Here is a 16,496-nt window from a genome sequence, read left to right on the forward strand (position 1 = left end):
AAGAAACTCCAATCTGAAGTAACTAAATGGCAACAAGCAGATCCCACCACAAAGGCAATTCCCGCTTTGCATTATATTGCCATCACTGCTCAAGGTGCGCCTGGGAAAGCAAATTTACATCGCATGCGAATGCCCTTTAAACAAATTGATACAATTATGAATTGGGCTAAATCAATTGACGCACTAGTTTTTCTGGATATTCAGGTTGGTCATAGTAATGTAAAGGACGAAGCGGTCACACTAGAACCTTATCTCAAACTTCCCAATGTTCATTTAGGAATTGACCCCGAGTTTTCGTTGAAAAATGGAGAAATACCCGGAACAAAAATTGGAACATTTACAGCAGATGATATCAATGATGCTATTGACATTTTGGTAAAAATAGTGCGTGAAAATAATCTGCCTCCCAAGGTTTTGATTGTTCATCGTTTTACTCAAGGCATGGTAACTAATTATAAAAAAATAAAAACAGTTCCTGAGGTTCAGATTGTAATGGATATGGATGGATTTGGTTCGAAAGTTTTAAAAAGATCTACTTATTTAAGGTATATTTATAGGGAACCTGTGCAATTTACTGGCTTTAAATTGTTTTATAAAAACGATAATAAAAAAGATTGGCAAATGTACACTCCTGAAGAATTACTAAAATTTACACCTAAACCCATCTACATTCAATATCAGTAGTTTTTGTCAATCCCATTTGAATTATGAAAAATATTCTGTTCCCATTTCTTGTTGGACTTCTGATTTTGTCAGGATGTCAATCTAAACCCGATGCAATAAAAAAAGAGATTCCTAATATTAAATCGCAAGTCAAAAATGACAAGCAAATAATATCAGTATCCAGTCTAACGACTATTCTTCAAAAACCAGAAATTCCAGTGTTGTGCTACCATCGCATTCGTACTATTCTTCCCGGTGACGGCAACAATATGAAAACTTATTCGGTTACTCCTGAAGCTTTTGCGCAGCAAATGAAAGCATTGTCAGATAATGGATTTCACACAATTTTACCCGCTCAACTGGAGGAATATTTAACTCACAACGCGAAATTACCTTCTAAACCCATAATGATTACTTTTGATGATACTCGCGAAGAACAGTTTAATATTGGTGCTTCCGAAATGAAAAAATATGGTTTCAAAGGCATATTTTTTATTATGACGATTTCTATCAACCGTCCTAAATACATGACGAAAGAGCAATTAAAAAGTTTATCAGATTACGGAAATGTGATTGGTGCTCATTCTTGGGATCATCATATGGTTACAAAATATGAAGGAGAAGACTGGGAAAACCAACTTACAAAACCCAAAAAGAAACTAGAAGACATTATTGGCAAACCCGTAAATTATTTTGCCTATCCTGATGGAATATGGAATCAGGCAGCAATTACTCAAATACAAAAAAACGGGTATAAACTTGCCTTTATCTTATCTACAAAAAGAGATTCAACACAACCTCTTTATACTATCCGCCGAATAATTGTTGCCGGAACTTGGTCAACTCCCGGATTTATGAAAGCAATACAATCTAGTTTTAATAAATAATTTATTTTATAATCGCTGTAATTAATTCTTTATTACAGACCAATCATATCGAATCCTAAAAACCAATCAATCGCCTTAGGTTGACAACGGATTGAAATTTTTTCCAATATATCAAAACCAAAAATGATATTGGCAAGTTGTTTTATATAATTTTAAGACTACCCTATAAAAAACACCCTTTACCTATGATTTTTGGTAAAAATTTTACACTTTACCCCTAATCTATATGGGGGTGAATATGTTTTTGTGATTTTTATGATTGCGGAATTGAAAAAATGAGATTGAAAAAAAATATAATTGTTAAAAATAATTATCCAAATAACGAATTTGGCAATAGTTACTGAATATTCAATAAAATAAACATTGTGATGAAAATAAATTGATAAATTTGTGAAAATCAGTTGTTTTTTTGACTAAAATCTCTAAAGTTTGAATATTTAATAATGGACGCCATGATAGATTTGATACCTAAATTAAACCCAAACGGCTGGGATGAAATGTTTTCAAATAAAGGGGTAAGGAATTCTTACCGCAAAGTACTTCAAACGCTAGAAAATCTAAATCCCGAAAATCTAAATCAAAAACAAAAGCAAGCAGCTGATTTGTTTATGAATCAAGGAATTACTTTTACTGTTTACAGTGATAATAATCAAGGTATTGAAAGGATTTTTCCGTTTGATATTATCCCGAGAATTATTACCCAAAAAGAATGGCTTGAAGTAGAATCAGGAATAAAACAAAGGTTAAAAGCGCTTAACTTATTTTTAGAAGATATCTACAATGAACAGCTCATCGTAAAAGAAGGCATAATTCCCGCAACTTTGATAGCGTCTTGTCCTCATTATATTCAGGAAGTTCACGGAATAAAAGTGCCTCATAATATTCACATACACATTGCGGGAATAGATTTGATCAGGGGTGCAAAAGGTGAATTTTATGTCTTAGAAGATAATTTAAGATGTCCAAGTGGAGTTAGCTATATGCTCGAAAACCGAGAAATTACTAAGCGTATATTTCCTGAAATGCTCTCTGCTAATCAAGTAAGTATGGTAGGGAATTATCCAATGATTTTTCATAACATACTTGTTTCATTATCACCAAGAAATATTTCAAATCCAAACGTCGTTTTGCTAACTCCCGGTATCTATAATTCTGCTTATTATGAGCATACTTTTTTAGCAAGACAAATGGGAATTCCATTAGTGGAAGGACGAGATCTTATTGTAAGCGACAACAAAGTGTATATGAAAACTACTTCGGGACTTCACCAAGTAGATGTTATTTACAGACGCCTTGATGATGAATACCTTGACCCTTTAGTTTTTAAACCTGACAGTGCTTTAGGTGTTCCAGGTCTAATAAGTGCTTATAAGCACGGAAATGTAGCCTTAGTTAATGCAGTGGGAAATGGCGTTGCAGATGACAAAGCAGTCTATGCCTATGTTCCGGAAATGATACGATATTATCTCAACGAAGAGCCTATTCTTAACAATGTTCCTACCTATCAAATGGAAAATAAGGAAGAACGAGAACTGGTATTTGCCAATATGGAAAATATGGTCATCAAAGAGACTAACGGAAGTGGTGGTTATGGAATGATTATGGGAAATAAAGCTTCTGAAAAAGAACTAAAAGACGGAAAAAATGCAATTCTTGCCAATCCTCGAAATTTCATCGCACAACCAATTATTCAACTCAGCACAGTGCCTTGTTTTATAAATGGTGAACTAAAATTGCGACATGTAGATTTAAGACCTTATGCTTTATGCGGTCCAAATGGCGTTGAAATAGTTCCTGGTGGACTTACTCGGGTGGCGCTAACAGAAGGTTCTTTGGTTGTCAATTCTTCACAAGGCGGAGGAAGCAAGGACACGTGGATTATTGGATAAATTATAAATAAAAGGCTCTTTTTACGCTTTTTAAAAACAACAAGAAAATGGAATCAAATATGCTAAGCCGAGTGGCAGACGGAATGTTTTGGCTCAACCGCTATATGGAGAGAGCTGACGGAATGCTGCTTACCCTAAACACCTTCTATATTTTGTCTTTTGACAAAGAAATGAATGATTCTCAAGGATATAAACCTTTGTTGGAACACTACACAGATTTATCTAAAAATCAAATGATTCAGTCTCAATATGACACTAATTTTGTGTTGAAATACATCATTTGTGACAATCAAAATACCAATTCAGTAAAAAACCTTGTCATTAAAGCACGTGAAAATGCAAGAGGTTCTCAAGACAAAATAACTAAAGAACTTTGGGAACACATCAACTCTCTGTATCATTTCATGAATTCTCCTGATTTGCCTAAAAAATTAGAAACCCATGAAGCGCTAAACGTTATTACCAAACTCAATAAAGATCTTTTACTCTACAATGGAATACTACACGTAACAATGCCTAGAGGAATGGGCTGGTGTTTTTCTTGTGTTGGTAAACATATTGAACGCTGCTTACAAACTATTTCAGTAACACAAGCTTACTATAAACCCATTAATTATAATCTTGACGGAGATGAAGACTTGTTGTATTGGAGAAGATTATTATTGTCACTATCAGGTTACGAACAATATTTAAAAAGTTACAGCAACATTTCACATAACCGTAAAATTGTGCAACATGTAATTTTTAACAGAGATTTTGCACATTCTGTAATTTACACTTTGGGATATATCGATAAATATTTAGACTACCTTTTTAAAGACAATAACTTGAGCGAAGCAAGAACATTAAAGAATCAATTTGGAAGATTAAAAAGTTATGTAGAATATACAGACTATCATCACCTAACAGGAAAACAACTAGAGGAAATGCTAAATAACACAAGAGCCCAACTGATTCAGTTTTCAACAGATTTCTCAAAATTATTCTTCTCATATACCTAAAAAAATGGCGGTTTTCAAAATAGTTCACATTACAAAATATCAATACAATTGGCCAATAAAAGAGAGTATCAACGAGATTCGTTTATTTCCTCATAATTTTGACAATCAAGATGTGTTGCAACACCAACTCTTGATAACCCATAATCCAGATGTCGAAATTTCGAAAGATTATTATGGTAATAGGGTTGGAAACTTCAATAATTTAGAGGCTCATGAAGAAATGACCATCGAATCAAGGATGCTAGTGCGCGTAAATCATTCGCTCAAAATACCAAAAATTGACACTACCACGGTTCAAGATTTGGAAAATGAAAAAGAAAAAAATATTGCACTGCTTCGGCTTTGTTATCCGGAAACCATTGCAAAACAAAAGAAAATCATTGCTATCTTGAAAAAGATAAATTGTGTTGACAAACCAATTATAGAAATTGCCCAGCAATGCAATCAATATGTATTTAAAACCTTTACATACACCAAAGGGATTACTAATATAGAAACTACAATAGATGAAATTTTAGAGATAAAAAAAGGAGTTTGCCAAGACTTTGCGCATATATTACTGCAACTCTTGCGCACTGCCGGCATTCCTGCGAGATATGTAAGCGGCTATATTTGTCCAAACGAAAGTGGTCTTAGAGGAGAAGGTGCAACGCATGCTTGGGTAGAATTTTATACCCCAACACAAGGTTGGCTTGGGTTAGATCCAACCAACAACATTTGGACAATGGATAATCATGTAAAACTTTCTGTTGGACGAAATTTTAATGATTGCACGCCAGTAAAAGGTACTTTCAAAGGCCTCTCCAAACAAACCCTTTCTGTGTGTGTTTCCATTGGTTACGAAGACGGAAGACAGTTTGAGGAAATAAATGATGTAAAACTTCAGGAAGTATCGGTTGAAGAGCAAAAACAACTTGACTATATAGAACAACTTCAACATCAGCAACAATAGCAAAAAATATACTCTTTAAAACAAACAGCACCATCTTATTTCTTGTAATAAAATGGTGCTGCTCTTAATAGAATGCTGTCTAATTTGTCACATATTATACAACCAACTTGCCGGATTGTTGTAAGTAGTATTCTGTGAAATTGTAAACTTAAGTACTGTTCTTCCTGTTTCGCCATTGGTTCTTACTTTTCCAATGCTTTGTTTTATACTTACTTTATCGCCTTTGCTAACATACACAGCGCTTAAATTTTGATATACCGTGAAATAATCCCCGTGTTGTATCATCACTGCTTTATTTACAGGCGATAAAACAATAACGCTCGTTACTTCGCCACCAAATACAGCTCTTGCAGTAGCTCCTTGATCTGTCGTGATTTCTACACCGCTATTGTGAATTGTTAAGGAAGCAAATTGCGGGTGTGGCTGATCTCCATAAGGTAATGAAACAAATCCTTTTTCTACTGGCCAAGGTAATTTTCCTCTATTTGCTCTGAAATTATCGGCTAGTATTTTTGATTCTGCCGTTAATATTATTCTTGACGAAGATACTGCTGCTTTAGAAACTGTTGCTGTAGGGTTTGCTTTTGCATTTACTGCTGCGGCTTTCCTGTTGGCTTCCGCGATAGCTTCACGCATTAATCTGTCTATCTGTCTATCGATAGCTCTTGCTTCCTGTTGTTTTTTCTTGATTTCAGAGGCGATTTTTTTCTTGTCTTTTTTGATGGAATCAACCAGTTTTTGCTGAATCTGCTTTTCTTTTAACAATGACAATCTTTCTTTTTCGTTTTCGACAATCAGTTTTTGCTTAGCTGTTTTTTGAATATCCAATTTTCCGTTATAAACAATGAGTTGGTCTGATTTAGATTTAATTTCCTCGCCTTGCAATTTTCTGTAATTAGTATATTGCTTCATATACTGAGCTCTTTTATAGGCTTGCAGGAAACTATTGGACGACAGAATGAACATCGCTCGACTTTGCTCAGAACGGCTTTTATATGATTTTACAATCATTCTTGCATAATCTTCTTTGAGTATGGCAAGTTCCTTTTTTAGCTTGTTGATTTGGATTTGATTAATATACATATCATTACTCAACAACTTTTTTTGTTTTTCAGTAGTATTTATCAGTTTTTCTTTAAGCTTGATTTTGTTTGCTTGAATAATAATCACACTTACGGCTGATTTTTCTTTTTTCTTTACTTTTTGTAACATTTCTTCGTTCTCCCTAATTTCTTTTTGAATTTGGGCTTTTCGTTCTTCTAATTTTTCTTGTTGGGTTGATTGGCTCCACATTAGTGAAGTCATACTTATAAAAATCAGGCTTAGGAGAAATTTTGGCATCTTAAAAATATATTTATGCAAACTTACTTAATTATAATCCTTTTGTAATCATTTGGAACACTATATGGAAAAGAAAGTTCTTCATTAAAGGTTACCGTGTTATATTCTAAATTGATTTCGGTTTTTCCATTCTTTTGATAAGTATCTATATTAATGGCCATAGGCAAAATCATTTCATTGAATTCTTTTTTGTTTGAATAAACCACCTGAATCATTCTTCCCTCGCTAGTTTGTGTTATTTCCTGTTTATTAACCAAAAATTTATCGGCATCAAAATAAAAAGATTTCTTGGTATTATCATCAGACGTATCATCCAATCTATAGACTTGGCCAGCTAATGACTCAGTATATTTTCCTTTTTTTAAATCATCAATTACTCTTCCCAATAACATATTTTGAACTTTATAGAAGTCTAAATCGGTTCCCAATAATTGGCTTAATGCACTGAAATCGCCTTCATAATAATCACCGTTAATTTTTTCGTAATAGCTTACTGATGTTGGTGTAATCGATGCTTTTGCCATTGTGATTCCCAAAAACCGAATGCTAATCAAAATTTGCTGGTCTTTCTTAATTTTTATTTCGGCTGTAACATTCTGTGTTTGTTTCTCGTTAGCAAAATGAGCATTCGCTTTTATATATAATGTCGAAAATTCGTTTTTATTGCTGTAGTAGTTTTCTATTATTTTCTTAGAACTCATTCGGCTTTCCTTTTTGGCTACGTCTACCACCGCTGCTTTCGATTTGCACGACACGAGTGTCAGCGAACTTGAAAAGCAAACCACAAAAAGAACTACTGCTTTTGTTAAAAATCTATTCATTTGTATCCTGATTTTTTATCTTTTAATAATTGATTGGCTTTGGAAAAATATAGTTCTTTTTTCTTAAAATCTCCCAAACCGTTGTAGGCTTCGCCAAGTTGTATATTAAAATTGACTCCCAAAACCACATCGTTAACCACATAATCCATTCCCATTTCCAGCATTTCCTTGGCTTTTTTGAATTGCTTCAATTGATTGTTTGCCAAACCGGAAAAGTAATAAAACTGGGGTTGAGTCGGAAATATTTCTACCAATGCTGTTGCTTTTTTGGCTACCAATTCAAATTGTTTCGTTTCGACATACGCCTGAAGCAAGAGCAAATTAGTCTCGATGTCTTCACCTGAATTGTTTTTTAAAGCCAGTTCATAATATTGAATGGCTTTGTCCCATTGCTTTTTATTGTGATAATATTTTCCAATTTCCTTGACTACATTTACATCAGGGTCATTCTCAAAATAAGAAATTGCTTTCTCCAAATCCGCTGCATATTGTGGATTTGTATTAACAAAAATCAAAAATTCATTTAGCACTCGGTGCTTTATTTTAGAATCTATTTTGGTACTTGCCAAAACTACATTCATCGAATTTATTGCTTTCTGTCCTTCTTTATTCTCTAAATAATACTTAAACAAACTTACTTGTGCCCATTCTGAGGTTGGAATATCCGCTTCTAGTTTTTTAGTAATATCAAGTGCTTTTTCGTTTTCATTATTCTCCGAATACAAATGAATTAAGGCAATATAATTTGACTCTACCTTTGGATATTTATTGATTTGGTCGATTAGATTAGCTATTTCGGTGTTTTGATATTTCCCTTGAGACAAAATCTGCATTTTGTATGATTCTCTTCTTTCCGATTTCCCAACCTTATCGTTCAGCTCATTAATGAGATCAAGTGCTTTGTCAAATTGTTGCGTGTTCATATAAAGCGAAACCAAATCTTCCTTAAACACTTCGTTAAACTCAATCAATTTATTGACCGTAATAATAGCTTGGTTGTAATTCTTGGTTTGATAATTTACATCATAGATTCCAAGCCAAAACCATTTGTTTTTTGGATCAATTTGGGTAGCTTTTTCGAAAGATTTATAGGCGTGTTCGTAATCTTTCGATGCTAAATAATTCTTTCCCAATTCAAAATAAACTGTGGCATCATTGGGTTTTATTTTCGAACATTCTTCCAATGCCTCTATGGCCTTATCATAATTTTCGATTCCTTGCTGCTTCAAAGACTCATAGAAATAATCCTCGAATTTATCGGTTTCAGGCTTGATTTCCTCAGGTTCCGTTTGTGCCAAAATCAAAGCCGGATTGCAAAGCAAAACCAAGAATAAAAAGAATGAAACCGTTTTTTTCATTTATTATAAATTAGTCCAATTGGTCTGTTCGATGAATAATAGTTCGTCCGTTCGAGTGTTTTATTTAAAAATGCGACAGCTTTTTTTAATAAAATGTATCGAGAACCCTAATACTTGTATGCTTCTCGATACAATCCCGCCCAAAAAAGCGGAATCACTCGAAGTGACGGTCAAAACAACTTAAATTAATTATTCCAACACCGAATAATCTCCTATACTAATACTTGTGAAATTACCGTCAAAACTAGCGTGACTTCCTATCATTGCATTGTCTAAATTGGCGTTTTTAATATGTGTATGCATTTGCACCAAACTGTTTTTAATCGAACTGTTACTAACGTGACATCCTTTACCTAAAGACACATTTGGTCCCACTGTTGCATTAATCAAAACCACATCTTCGCCAATATAACAAGGAGGATAAATAGTTGAATTCTCCAATTTCACATCATAATCTACCAAATGCTCTCCATCATTATGCAAGAAACCCAACATTCTCGAATTGGTTTCAACAGTAACGTCTTTGTTTCCGCAATCCATCCATTCGGCAACTTCTCCAGGTACAAAAACCATACCTTTTGCCATCATTTGCTTTATTCCGTCATTAATTTGATATTCTCCCCCATTAATAATGTTGTTATCCAAGACAAATTGAAGTTCATTTTTCAGAACGGCAACATCTTTAAAATAGTAAATTCCGATAACGGCAAGGTCTGAAACAAATTCCTTAGGTTTTTCAACCAATTCAATAATTTGATTCGCTTTGTTCAAGTTGACTACGCCAAAAGCTTCCGGCTGATCTACTTGTTTTACCCAAATAACGCTATCGGCATTTTGATCTAAATCGAAATCGGCACGAATCAAGGTGTCTGCATACGCAATAACCGCTGGTCCGCTCAAAGAATCTTTGGCACACATAATCGCGTGACCGGTTCCAAGTGCTTCGTTTTGGTAATAAATCGTTCCTTTTGCACCCAACTTTTCAGCAATGGCGATTAAATCTTCTTCTACTTTTTTGCCAAAACTTTCGTGAATGATAAAGGCAATTTCTTCAATATCCTGATTCAAAACTCCCGCAATATCTTCGACCAAACGGTGAACGATTGGTTTTCCGGCAATTGGAATTAAGGGTTTAGGAATGGTTAATGTGTGTGGTCTTAGTCTGGATCCTCGTCCAGCCATTGGTACTATTATTTTCATTTTGTATTGTTTTTAACCGCAAAGTCACGAAGGTTTCGCAAAGTTCACGAAGGTTTTTTATTGATTATTGGCCACAGATTAGACGGATTAAACCGATTTCCACGGATTTTATTTGAAATATTATATAATTTCACAACTGCTAACTGCGACTGAAAACTGAATACTTATTTCACTCCCGTACTACCAAAACCGCCTTCGCCTCTTGATGTTTCGGATAATTCCTGAACTTCAATCCATTCAGCTCTTTCGTGTTTGGCGATAATTAGTTGGGCAATACGCTCGCCGTTTTCGATTACGAAAACTTCATTGGATAAATTTACTAAAATCACGCCAATTTCTCCACGGTAATCGGCATCGACAGTTCCAGGTGAATTGAGAACTGTTATTCCTTTTTTGGCCGCCAAGCCACTTCTGGGACGCACTTGCGCTTCGTAACCTATGGGCAATTCAATAAAAAGTCCTGTTTTTACAATGGCTCTTTCTAAAGGTTGCAACGTTATTGATTCGGTTAGATTTGCCCGTAAATCCATTCCTGCTGAGGCTATGGTTTCATAGTTAGGCAATTCGTGTTGCGATTTGTTGATTATGTTGATGGTCATATTCTGGGTTTTGGGTGTTAGGTTTTGGTTTTTTAGCCCTGATGGAAGCGGCATCCCACGCTTTTTGGCGAGGATACAGCGGACAGCAGGATAAAGCTCCTAATTATTCTTGCGGTTCAACATTCTATTTAAAGTTTCTTTTTCGTTGTGATATATAAAATACATAAACCCAATTAATAATGGGATTCCAACAAAATAATTTTCGCGGAAACCATAGAAAGAAATTGCTGAAAAGAGGATTGATAATCCCAAATAACCGCCAATTTTATTCATATCATACGGAATTGGGTAATATTTATTTCCGAGCACATAGGAAATAATCATCATGCTTCCGTAAGCAGCAATGGTGGCGATTGCTGAACCGTAATAACTGTATTTTGGAATTAAAAGATAGTTTAAACCCAAAGTTAGAATCGCGCCAACAATTGAAATATAAGCGCCAATTTTAGTCTTATCAGTGAGTTTGTACCAAACCGAAAGGTTGTTGTAAATACCCAGGCAAAAGTTAGCTAAAATAATTAATGGGACGACTTTCATCGCTTCCCAATAGGATTTGTCGTCGAGTAGCAAAAACTTCAAAACATCGGCAAAAACGATGACTCCTAATAAAATTAGCGAACCCATTATCACAAAATATTTAGTGATAACTGCATACGTTTGTGGTGCGTTTTCGTTTCCGGAATGACTGAAAAAGAAAGGTTCTATTCCCAAACGGAAAGCCGTGGCAAACAAAACCATAAACAAGCCGAGTTTGTAACAGGCGGAATAAGCTCCAACTTCAGATTTTGCAATGTTTTCTGGAAGTAAATATCCCAATAATATTTTATCAAAATGTTCGTTGACAGCAAAAGCGATTCCAGCCACGAGAATTGGTAAGCCATATTTCATCATTTTTTTCCAAAGTTCGGCATCGAATTTTCGGTTTAAAGAAAGGTAATTTGGAGAAAGCACAACCAATGTCAATAAACTGGCCAAGAGATTAGCCACGAAAATGTAACCTATTTCGAAGTTATCGATGTATAAATTATCGATGAATGAGTTGGGATTAGCTACTGCTAATTTTGGTAAAAACAATAAAAAGAAAATGTTGAGAATCAGGTTGACCATCACGTTTCCTATCTTGATTGCGGCATACATTATTGGACGTTGATTCGCACGCAGCTTTGAAAACGGAACGATTACCAAAGCATCCAATGCTAAAATCCAAATGGAATAGGTAATGTATTGTACATCGACATTTGCCAATGTGGCCAAAGAATTCCTGAAAATCAAGGCGCCAAAAAGGAAGAAAATCGTTGACCAAAATATGGAAATTGTGGTAGTTGCGATTACATTTTTCTTGTCTTTTTCGGAATTATAGAAACGGAAAAAAGCAGTTTCCATTCCGTAAGACAAAATCACGTTGAAAAAAACCATCCACGATAATAGAATGGAAACTTCACCGTATTCGGCTGTTGGTAATATTCCTGTGTATAAACGTACTAACAAGAAACTCAACATACGCGGTAAAACCGTCGCGAGTCCGTAAATGGCAGTTTGTTTGAAAAGATTTTTATATAATCCCAAGGGTTTCTTTTTAAATTTTATGCAACAAAAATAACCATTTCTTTGGTTTAATCTTGATTTTATTGATTCAAACCAAATAGTTTTTAAACCTTCGGGCTATGTCAATCCTTCTTCGTTTAATGTTTTAATAAAATGAAAGCCTCTAGGATTATATCCTTGATTGTAATAGAACCGATGAGCCGTGAAATTTCCTGTAAAAGCGTCGAGAACAATCATTGTGCAGCCCAAATCAGTTGCTTTTTGATTGACAAAATCAGTGAGGAGTTTTCCAATTCCTTTAGAACGATGTTCAGGATGAACAATAAAATTGTCAATTTCCATATATTTTCCGGACCAAAGTTTGATTCCATACCATAAACCGGTAAGTCCAACGCATTCTTCACAGTCAAAAATCGCAACTTGGGTATAATTGTTCGGAATCATTGCTTCAAGATAGGATTTGTATTTTTCTTCAGAAATATTGGGATACAAATGACGGATAATCTCAATTTGAGCAAACATTTCGTCGAATGTAGTAAGTTCTATAGTTTTCAAAGTTGGGAATGTTATAATTATGGTATAAAATTAAGCAAAAAAAAGTCCCGCAATTGCGGGACTCCTTAATATATTTAGAATAAAAATCTTATCCTTTCAAAGCCTCTGCTCCACCAACGATCTCCAAGATCTCGTTAGTAATAGCAGCCTGACGAGCTTTGTTGTAAGTCAATTTCAATTGATCTCGTAATTCGGTTGCGTTGTCTGTTGCTTTGTGCATCGCAGTCATACGGGCTCCGTGTTCAGAAGCGAATGAATCTCTAATTCCTTTGTACAATTGTGTTTTCAATGATTTTGGAATCAAGGTCAATACAATTTCTTCTTTGGATGGTTCAAAGATATAATCACCAGTTGAAGCTGGTTTATCCGTTTTTATAGCTGCTAAAGGTAAAAATTGTTCAACTTGAACGATTTGAGTAGCCGCATTTTTAAATTGGTTGTACACCAATTCTATTTTGTCATATTCTCCGGAAACAAATTTCTGCGTTAATGTTTCGGCAATTACAGTAACATTATCAAAAGTCAATTGGTCAAAAACGTGACTTTGATTGTCTACCACAGAAAGCGTTTTAGTTAAAATATCATTTCCTTTTTTACCAATAGCAAAAACATTCACTTGTTTACCTGCGTAAAAATCTGCACGGCTTTTAACTTCCTTGATCACATTACTATTAAAAGCACCACATAAACCTCTGTTTGAAGTTATGGCAACAACTAATACTTTTTTTACTTCACGTTGTGTTGTAAATTCTCCTCCAACATCTCCATCAAGAGTTGATGAAAGATTTTGTAGTAATTCCGTTAATTTTTCGGCATAAGGTCGCATTGCTGTGATGGCATCTTGTGCCTTCTTAAGCTTTGCAGCAGAAACCATTTTCATCGCAGAGGTAATCTGCATCGTTGATGAAACGGAAGTAATTCTATTACGGATTTCCTTTAAATTTGCCATTTTATTATTTGTAAATAGTGAGAAGTGAAAAGTGAATAGCTATAAACTACTCACTTTTCACTATTTACTAGTATTAGTTATATTTCGCTGAAATTTCTTTTGCAACTGCTTCAAGTACATCTGTAATTTCGTCAGTTAATTTTCCTGCTTTCAAAGCATCAAGAATATCTCTGTGTTTGTTGTTCAAGTATTCCAAGTAATCTTTCTCGAATTCTTTCACTTTATTCACAGGAACATTTCTCAACAAGTTTTTTGAACCAGCATAGATAATTGCAGTTTGATTTTCAACAGTATAAGGGTCGTTAAGATTTTGTTTCAAGATCTCCACGTTTCTTTTTCCTTTTTCAATTACATTTAAAGTAACTGCATCTAAATCAGAACCAAATTTAGCAAACGCTTCTAATTCACGATATTGTGCTTGGTCTAATTTTAAAGTACCTGCTACTTTTTTCATTGATTTAATTTGTGCGTTTCCTCCAACACGTGATACCGAAATACCTACGTTAATCGCTGGACGAACACCTGAATTAAACAAATCACCATCCAAGAAAATCTGACCATCTGTAATCGAAATTACATTAGTTGGGATGTATGCAGAAACGTCACCAGCTTGAGTTTCGATAATTGGCAAAGCAGTTAAAGAACCACCGCCTTTTACGATACCTTTTAATGAATCTGGTAAATCGTTCATGTTTTTTGCAATTCCGTCATCAGCAATCACTTTACAAGCTCTTTCTAATAAACGAGAGTGCAAGTAGAAAACGTCTCCAGGATATGCTTCACGTCCCGGTGGTCTTCTCAACAAAAGAGAAACTTCACGATAAGCAACAGCTTGTTTAGATAAATCATCATAAACAATCAAAGCTGGACGACCTGAATCTCTAAAATATTCACCAATTGCAGCACCTGCCATAGGAGCATATACTTGCATTGGAGCTGGATCAGAAGCATTAGCAGCCACAATTACTGTGTAAGCCATTGCGCCTCTTTCTTCCAACATTTTTGCGATTCCTGCTACAGTTGACGCTTTTTGTCCAATTGCAACATATATACAGAATACAGGTTTTCCTGCATCGTAAAATTCTTTTTGATTCAAAATAGTATCCAAACAAACGGTAGATTTACCAGTTTGACGGTCACCAATAACTAGCTCACGTTGTCCACGACCTACTGGAATCATTGCATCTACTGCTTTGATACCTGTTTGTAATGGTTCTGTAACTGGCTGACGGAAGATAACTCCAGGAGCTTTTCTTTCCAAAGGCATTTCGAATAATTCGCCTGTAATAGGACCTTTTCCATCAATTGGAAAACCAAGAGTGTTTACTACACGACCTACCATTCCTTCTCCTGTTTTAAGAGAAGCAATACGTTGTGTTCTTTTTACAATTGAACCTTCTTTGATTCCTGTTGATGGTCCTAAAAGTACCACACCAACATTGTCTTCTTCAAGATTCAAAACAATAGCTTCAAGTCCATTGTCAAATTCTACAAGTTCACCATATTGAACATTAGAAAGCCCATAAACACGAGCAATTCCATCTCCTACATTTAGTACTGATCCAACTTCTTCAAGTGTAGCTCCAGATTCGAATGCTTCAACTTGTTTTCTTAATATTGCTGAAATCTCAGCAGGTTTAATTTCCGCCATAATTATTTATAAATAACTAGTTATTCAATTCTCTTTTTAAAACTTGTAATCTGTTGGCAACAGAAGCATTATATTGCTTGTCCCCTATTCTTAAAATAAATCCTCCAATGATGGATGGATCAACTGTGTTTTCAATCGTAATTTTCTTGTCTGAAAATGTTGCTATTTTAGCCGAAACTTTAGCTTCCAATGCAGCATCCATAGGAATGGCTGTTGTAACTTTCGCCACTTCAACACCGTTCATAATATCAAACAATTTGTTGTATTCTACTGCAATAAGACCCAAAATTTCAAATCTTTTGTTTTCCAATAATAGATGAAAAAGACTTTTTGTTACTGCATTTGAATTTGCAAAAACTTCTAAAAGTGCGTTTTCTTTTTGCTCTACTTTAAAAGTTGGGCTTTGAATAAAAATATTCAATTCCGCATTAGTATTAATGGTAGAAGAAATCAATGCCATATCAGCACTAACTTCAGAAGCTACTTTTTTGGAGTCTGCGATTTCCAGAATGGCTTTTGCGTAACGAATTGCTGCTCTTGTACCTGACATATTAGCTTAATTTAGCGTCGCCTAACATTTTCTCCACTAATTTTACTTGAGTAGCTTTGTTAGATAATTCGTCTTTTAATAATTTCTCAGCAATTTCAATAGACAAGGTAGAAACTTGAAGTTTCAATTCTGCCAAAGCGGCATTTTTTTCACTTTCGATGGCAGCTTTCGCTTGTTCGATCATTTTCAATCCTTGAGCTTGCGCTTCGTTTTTGGCATCTGAAACCATTTTCTCTTTTATTTCACGAGCATCTTTTAACATTGCATCGCGTTCTAATCTTGCTTCTTGTAAAATACGTTGATTGTCCGCTTGAAGATTTTGCATTTCTTTTCTGGCGTTGTCAGCTGAAAACAAAGCATTTTTTATACCTTCTTCTCTTTCGTTAACGGCATCCAAAATTGGTTTCCAAGCAAATTTTCTCAATAGGAAAATCAATCCTACAAAAATTATTGTTTGCCAGATAAATAATCCAAACGAAAAATCATTTATTAACTTTTCCATAGTATGTCTTTAATTGTATTCTTTTAATTTAAT

Annotated in this window: 16 protein-coding genes; 5 read left to right on the plus strand and 11 right to left on the minus strand. The window is 34.7% G+C overall.

Annotation, left to right across the window (positions count from 1 at the left end):
- From ACH2BV_RS14660 to ACH2BV_RS14680, 5 genes are all read left to right on the plus strand, one after another.
- A partial coding sequence (locus ACH2BV_RS14660; RefSeq protein WP_395051521.1) for a hypothetical protein occupies nucleotides 1–684 on the plus strand: 684 nt, incomplete at its 5' end.
- 23 nt (nucleotides 685–707) lie between these two features.
- Nucleotides 708–1,550, plus strand: a complete 843-nt coding sequence (locus tag ACH2BV_RS14665; protein ID WP_395051522.1) for a polysaccharide deacetylase family protein — start codon at nucleotides 708–710, stop codon at nucleotides 1,548–1,550.
- A 452-nt stretch (nucleotides 1,551–2,002) separates the two neighbouring features.
- Nucleotides 2,003–3,439, plus strand: a complete 1,437-nt coding sequence (locus ACH2BV_RS14670; protein ID WP_395051558.1) for a circularly permuted type 2 ATP-grasp protein — start codon at nucleotides 2,003–2,005, stop codon at nucleotides 3,437–3,439.
- Between the two features lie 47 nt (nucleotides 3,440–3,486).
- Entirely contained in the window at nucleotides 3,487–4,440 is a 954-nt protein-coding gene (locus ACH2BV_RS14675; protein ID WP_395051523.1) for an alpha-E domain-containing protein, read from the plus strand.
- Nucleotides 4,441–4,444: 4 nt separating this feature from the next.
- Nucleotides 4,445–5,392 (plus strand): transglutaminase domain-containing protein, encoded by a 948-nt coding sequence (locus ACH2BV_RS14680; RefSeq protein WP_395051524.1) that lies wholly within the window; start codon nucleotides 4,445–4,447, stop codon nucleotides 5,390–5,392.
- 87 nt (nucleotides 5,393–5,479) lie between these two features.
- Here the strand turns inward: ACH2BV_RS14680 and ACH2BV_RS14685 are convergent, their stop codons facing one another.
- The 11 genes from ACH2BV_RS14685 to ACH2BV_RS14735 all read right to left on the minus strand — a co-directional run bounded on the left by ACH2BV_RS14685 (nucleotide 5,480) and on the right by ACH2BV_RS14735 (nucleotide 16,463).
- Nucleotides 5,480–6,733 (minus strand): murein hydrolase activator EnvC family protein, encoded by a 1,254-nt coding sequence (locus ACH2BV_RS14685; RefSeq protein WP_395051525.1) that lies wholly within the window; start codon nucleotides 6,731–6,733, stop codon nucleotides 5,480–5,482.
- A gap of 23 nt (nucleotides 6,734–6,756) precedes the next feature.
- Nucleotides 6,757–7,554: a DUF4292 domain-containing protein gene (locus ACH2BV_RS14690; protein ID WP_395051526.1), complete on the minus strand. Its 798-nt coding sequence runs from the start codon at nucleotides 7,552–7,554 to the stop codon at nucleotides 6,757–6,759.
- Nucleotides 7,551–8,912: a tetratricopeptide repeat protein gene (locus ACH2BV_RS14695; RefSeq protein WP_395051527.1), complete on the minus strand. Its 1,362-nt coding sequence runs from the start codon at nucleotides 8,910–8,912 to the stop codon at nucleotides 7,551–7,553. The genes ACH2BV_RS14690 and ACH2BV_RS14695 overlap by 4 nt, the downstream gene beginning before the upstream one ends.
- Before the next feature lie 189 nt (nucleotides 8,913–9,101).
- Complete coding sequence (locus ACH2BV_RS14700; RefSeq protein ID WP_395051528.1) at nucleotides 9,102–10,112, minus strand: sugar phosphate nucleotidyltransferase; 1,011 nt, start codon at nucleotides 10,110–10,112, stop codon at nucleotides 9,102–9,104.
- A gap of 164 nt (nucleotides 10,113–10,276) precedes the next feature.
- Nucleotides 10,277–10,711, minus strand: coding sequence for a dUTP diphosphatase (gene dut, locus ACH2BV_RS14705; protein WP_395051559.1), 435 nt, complete (start codon nucleotides 10,709–10,711; stop codon nucleotides 10,277–10,279).
- Between the two features lie 99 nt (nucleotides 10,712–10,810).
- A complete protein-coding gene (locus ACH2BV_RS14710; protein WP_395051529.1) occupies nucleotides 10,811–12,277 on the minus strand; it encodes a lipopolysaccharide biosynthesis protein in 1,467 nt (488 codons plus the stop codon).
- 96 nt (nucleotides 12,278–12,373) lie between these two features.
- Nucleotides 12,374–12,811, minus strand: a complete 438-nt coding sequence (locus ACH2BV_RS14715; RefSeq protein ID WP_395051530.1) for a GNAT family N-acetyltransferase — start codon at nucleotides 12,809–12,811, stop codon at nucleotides 12,374–12,376.
- Nucleotides 12,812–12,899: 88 nt separating this feature from the next.
- On the minus strand, nucleotides 12,900–13,760 hold the full coding sequence (gene atpG / locus ACH2BV_RS14720; RefSeq protein ID WP_395051531.1) for an ATP synthase F1 subunit gamma: 861 nt from the start codon (nucleotides 13,758–13,760) through the stop codon (nucleotides 12,900–12,902).
- A 73-nt stretch (nucleotides 13,761–13,833) separates the two neighbouring features.
- Nucleotides 13,834–15,411, minus strand: a complete 1,578-nt coding sequence (gene atpA, locus ACH2BV_RS14725) for a F0F1 ATP synthase subunit alpha (RefSeq protein ID WP_395051532.1) — start codon at nucleotides 15,409–15,411, stop codon at nucleotides 13,834–13,836.
- A 16-nt stretch (nucleotides 15,412–15,427) separates the two neighbouring features.
- Nucleotides 15,428–15,961 (minus strand): ATP synthase F1 subunit delta, encoded by a 534-nt coding sequence (gene atpH, locus ACH2BV_RS14730; RefSeq protein WP_395051534.1) that lies wholly within the window; start codon nucleotides 15,959–15,961, stop codon nucleotides 15,428–15,430.
- A 1-nt stretch (nucleotide 15,962) separates the two neighbouring features.
- Nucleotides 15,963–16,463 carry a F0F1 ATP synthase subunit B gene (locus ACH2BV_RS14735; protein WP_395051535.1) on the minus strand — a complete coding sequence of 167 codons (501 nt, stop codon included), beginning with the start codon at nucleotides 16,461–16,463 and terminating at the stop codon, nucleotides 15,963–15,965.
- Between the last annotated feature and the right edge of the window lie 33 nt (nucleotides 16,464–16,496).

Source organism: Flavobacterium sp. (assembly GCF_043780635.1).
GTDB lineage: Bacteria > Bacteroidota > Bacteroidia > Flavobacteriales > Flavobacteriaceae > Flavobacterium.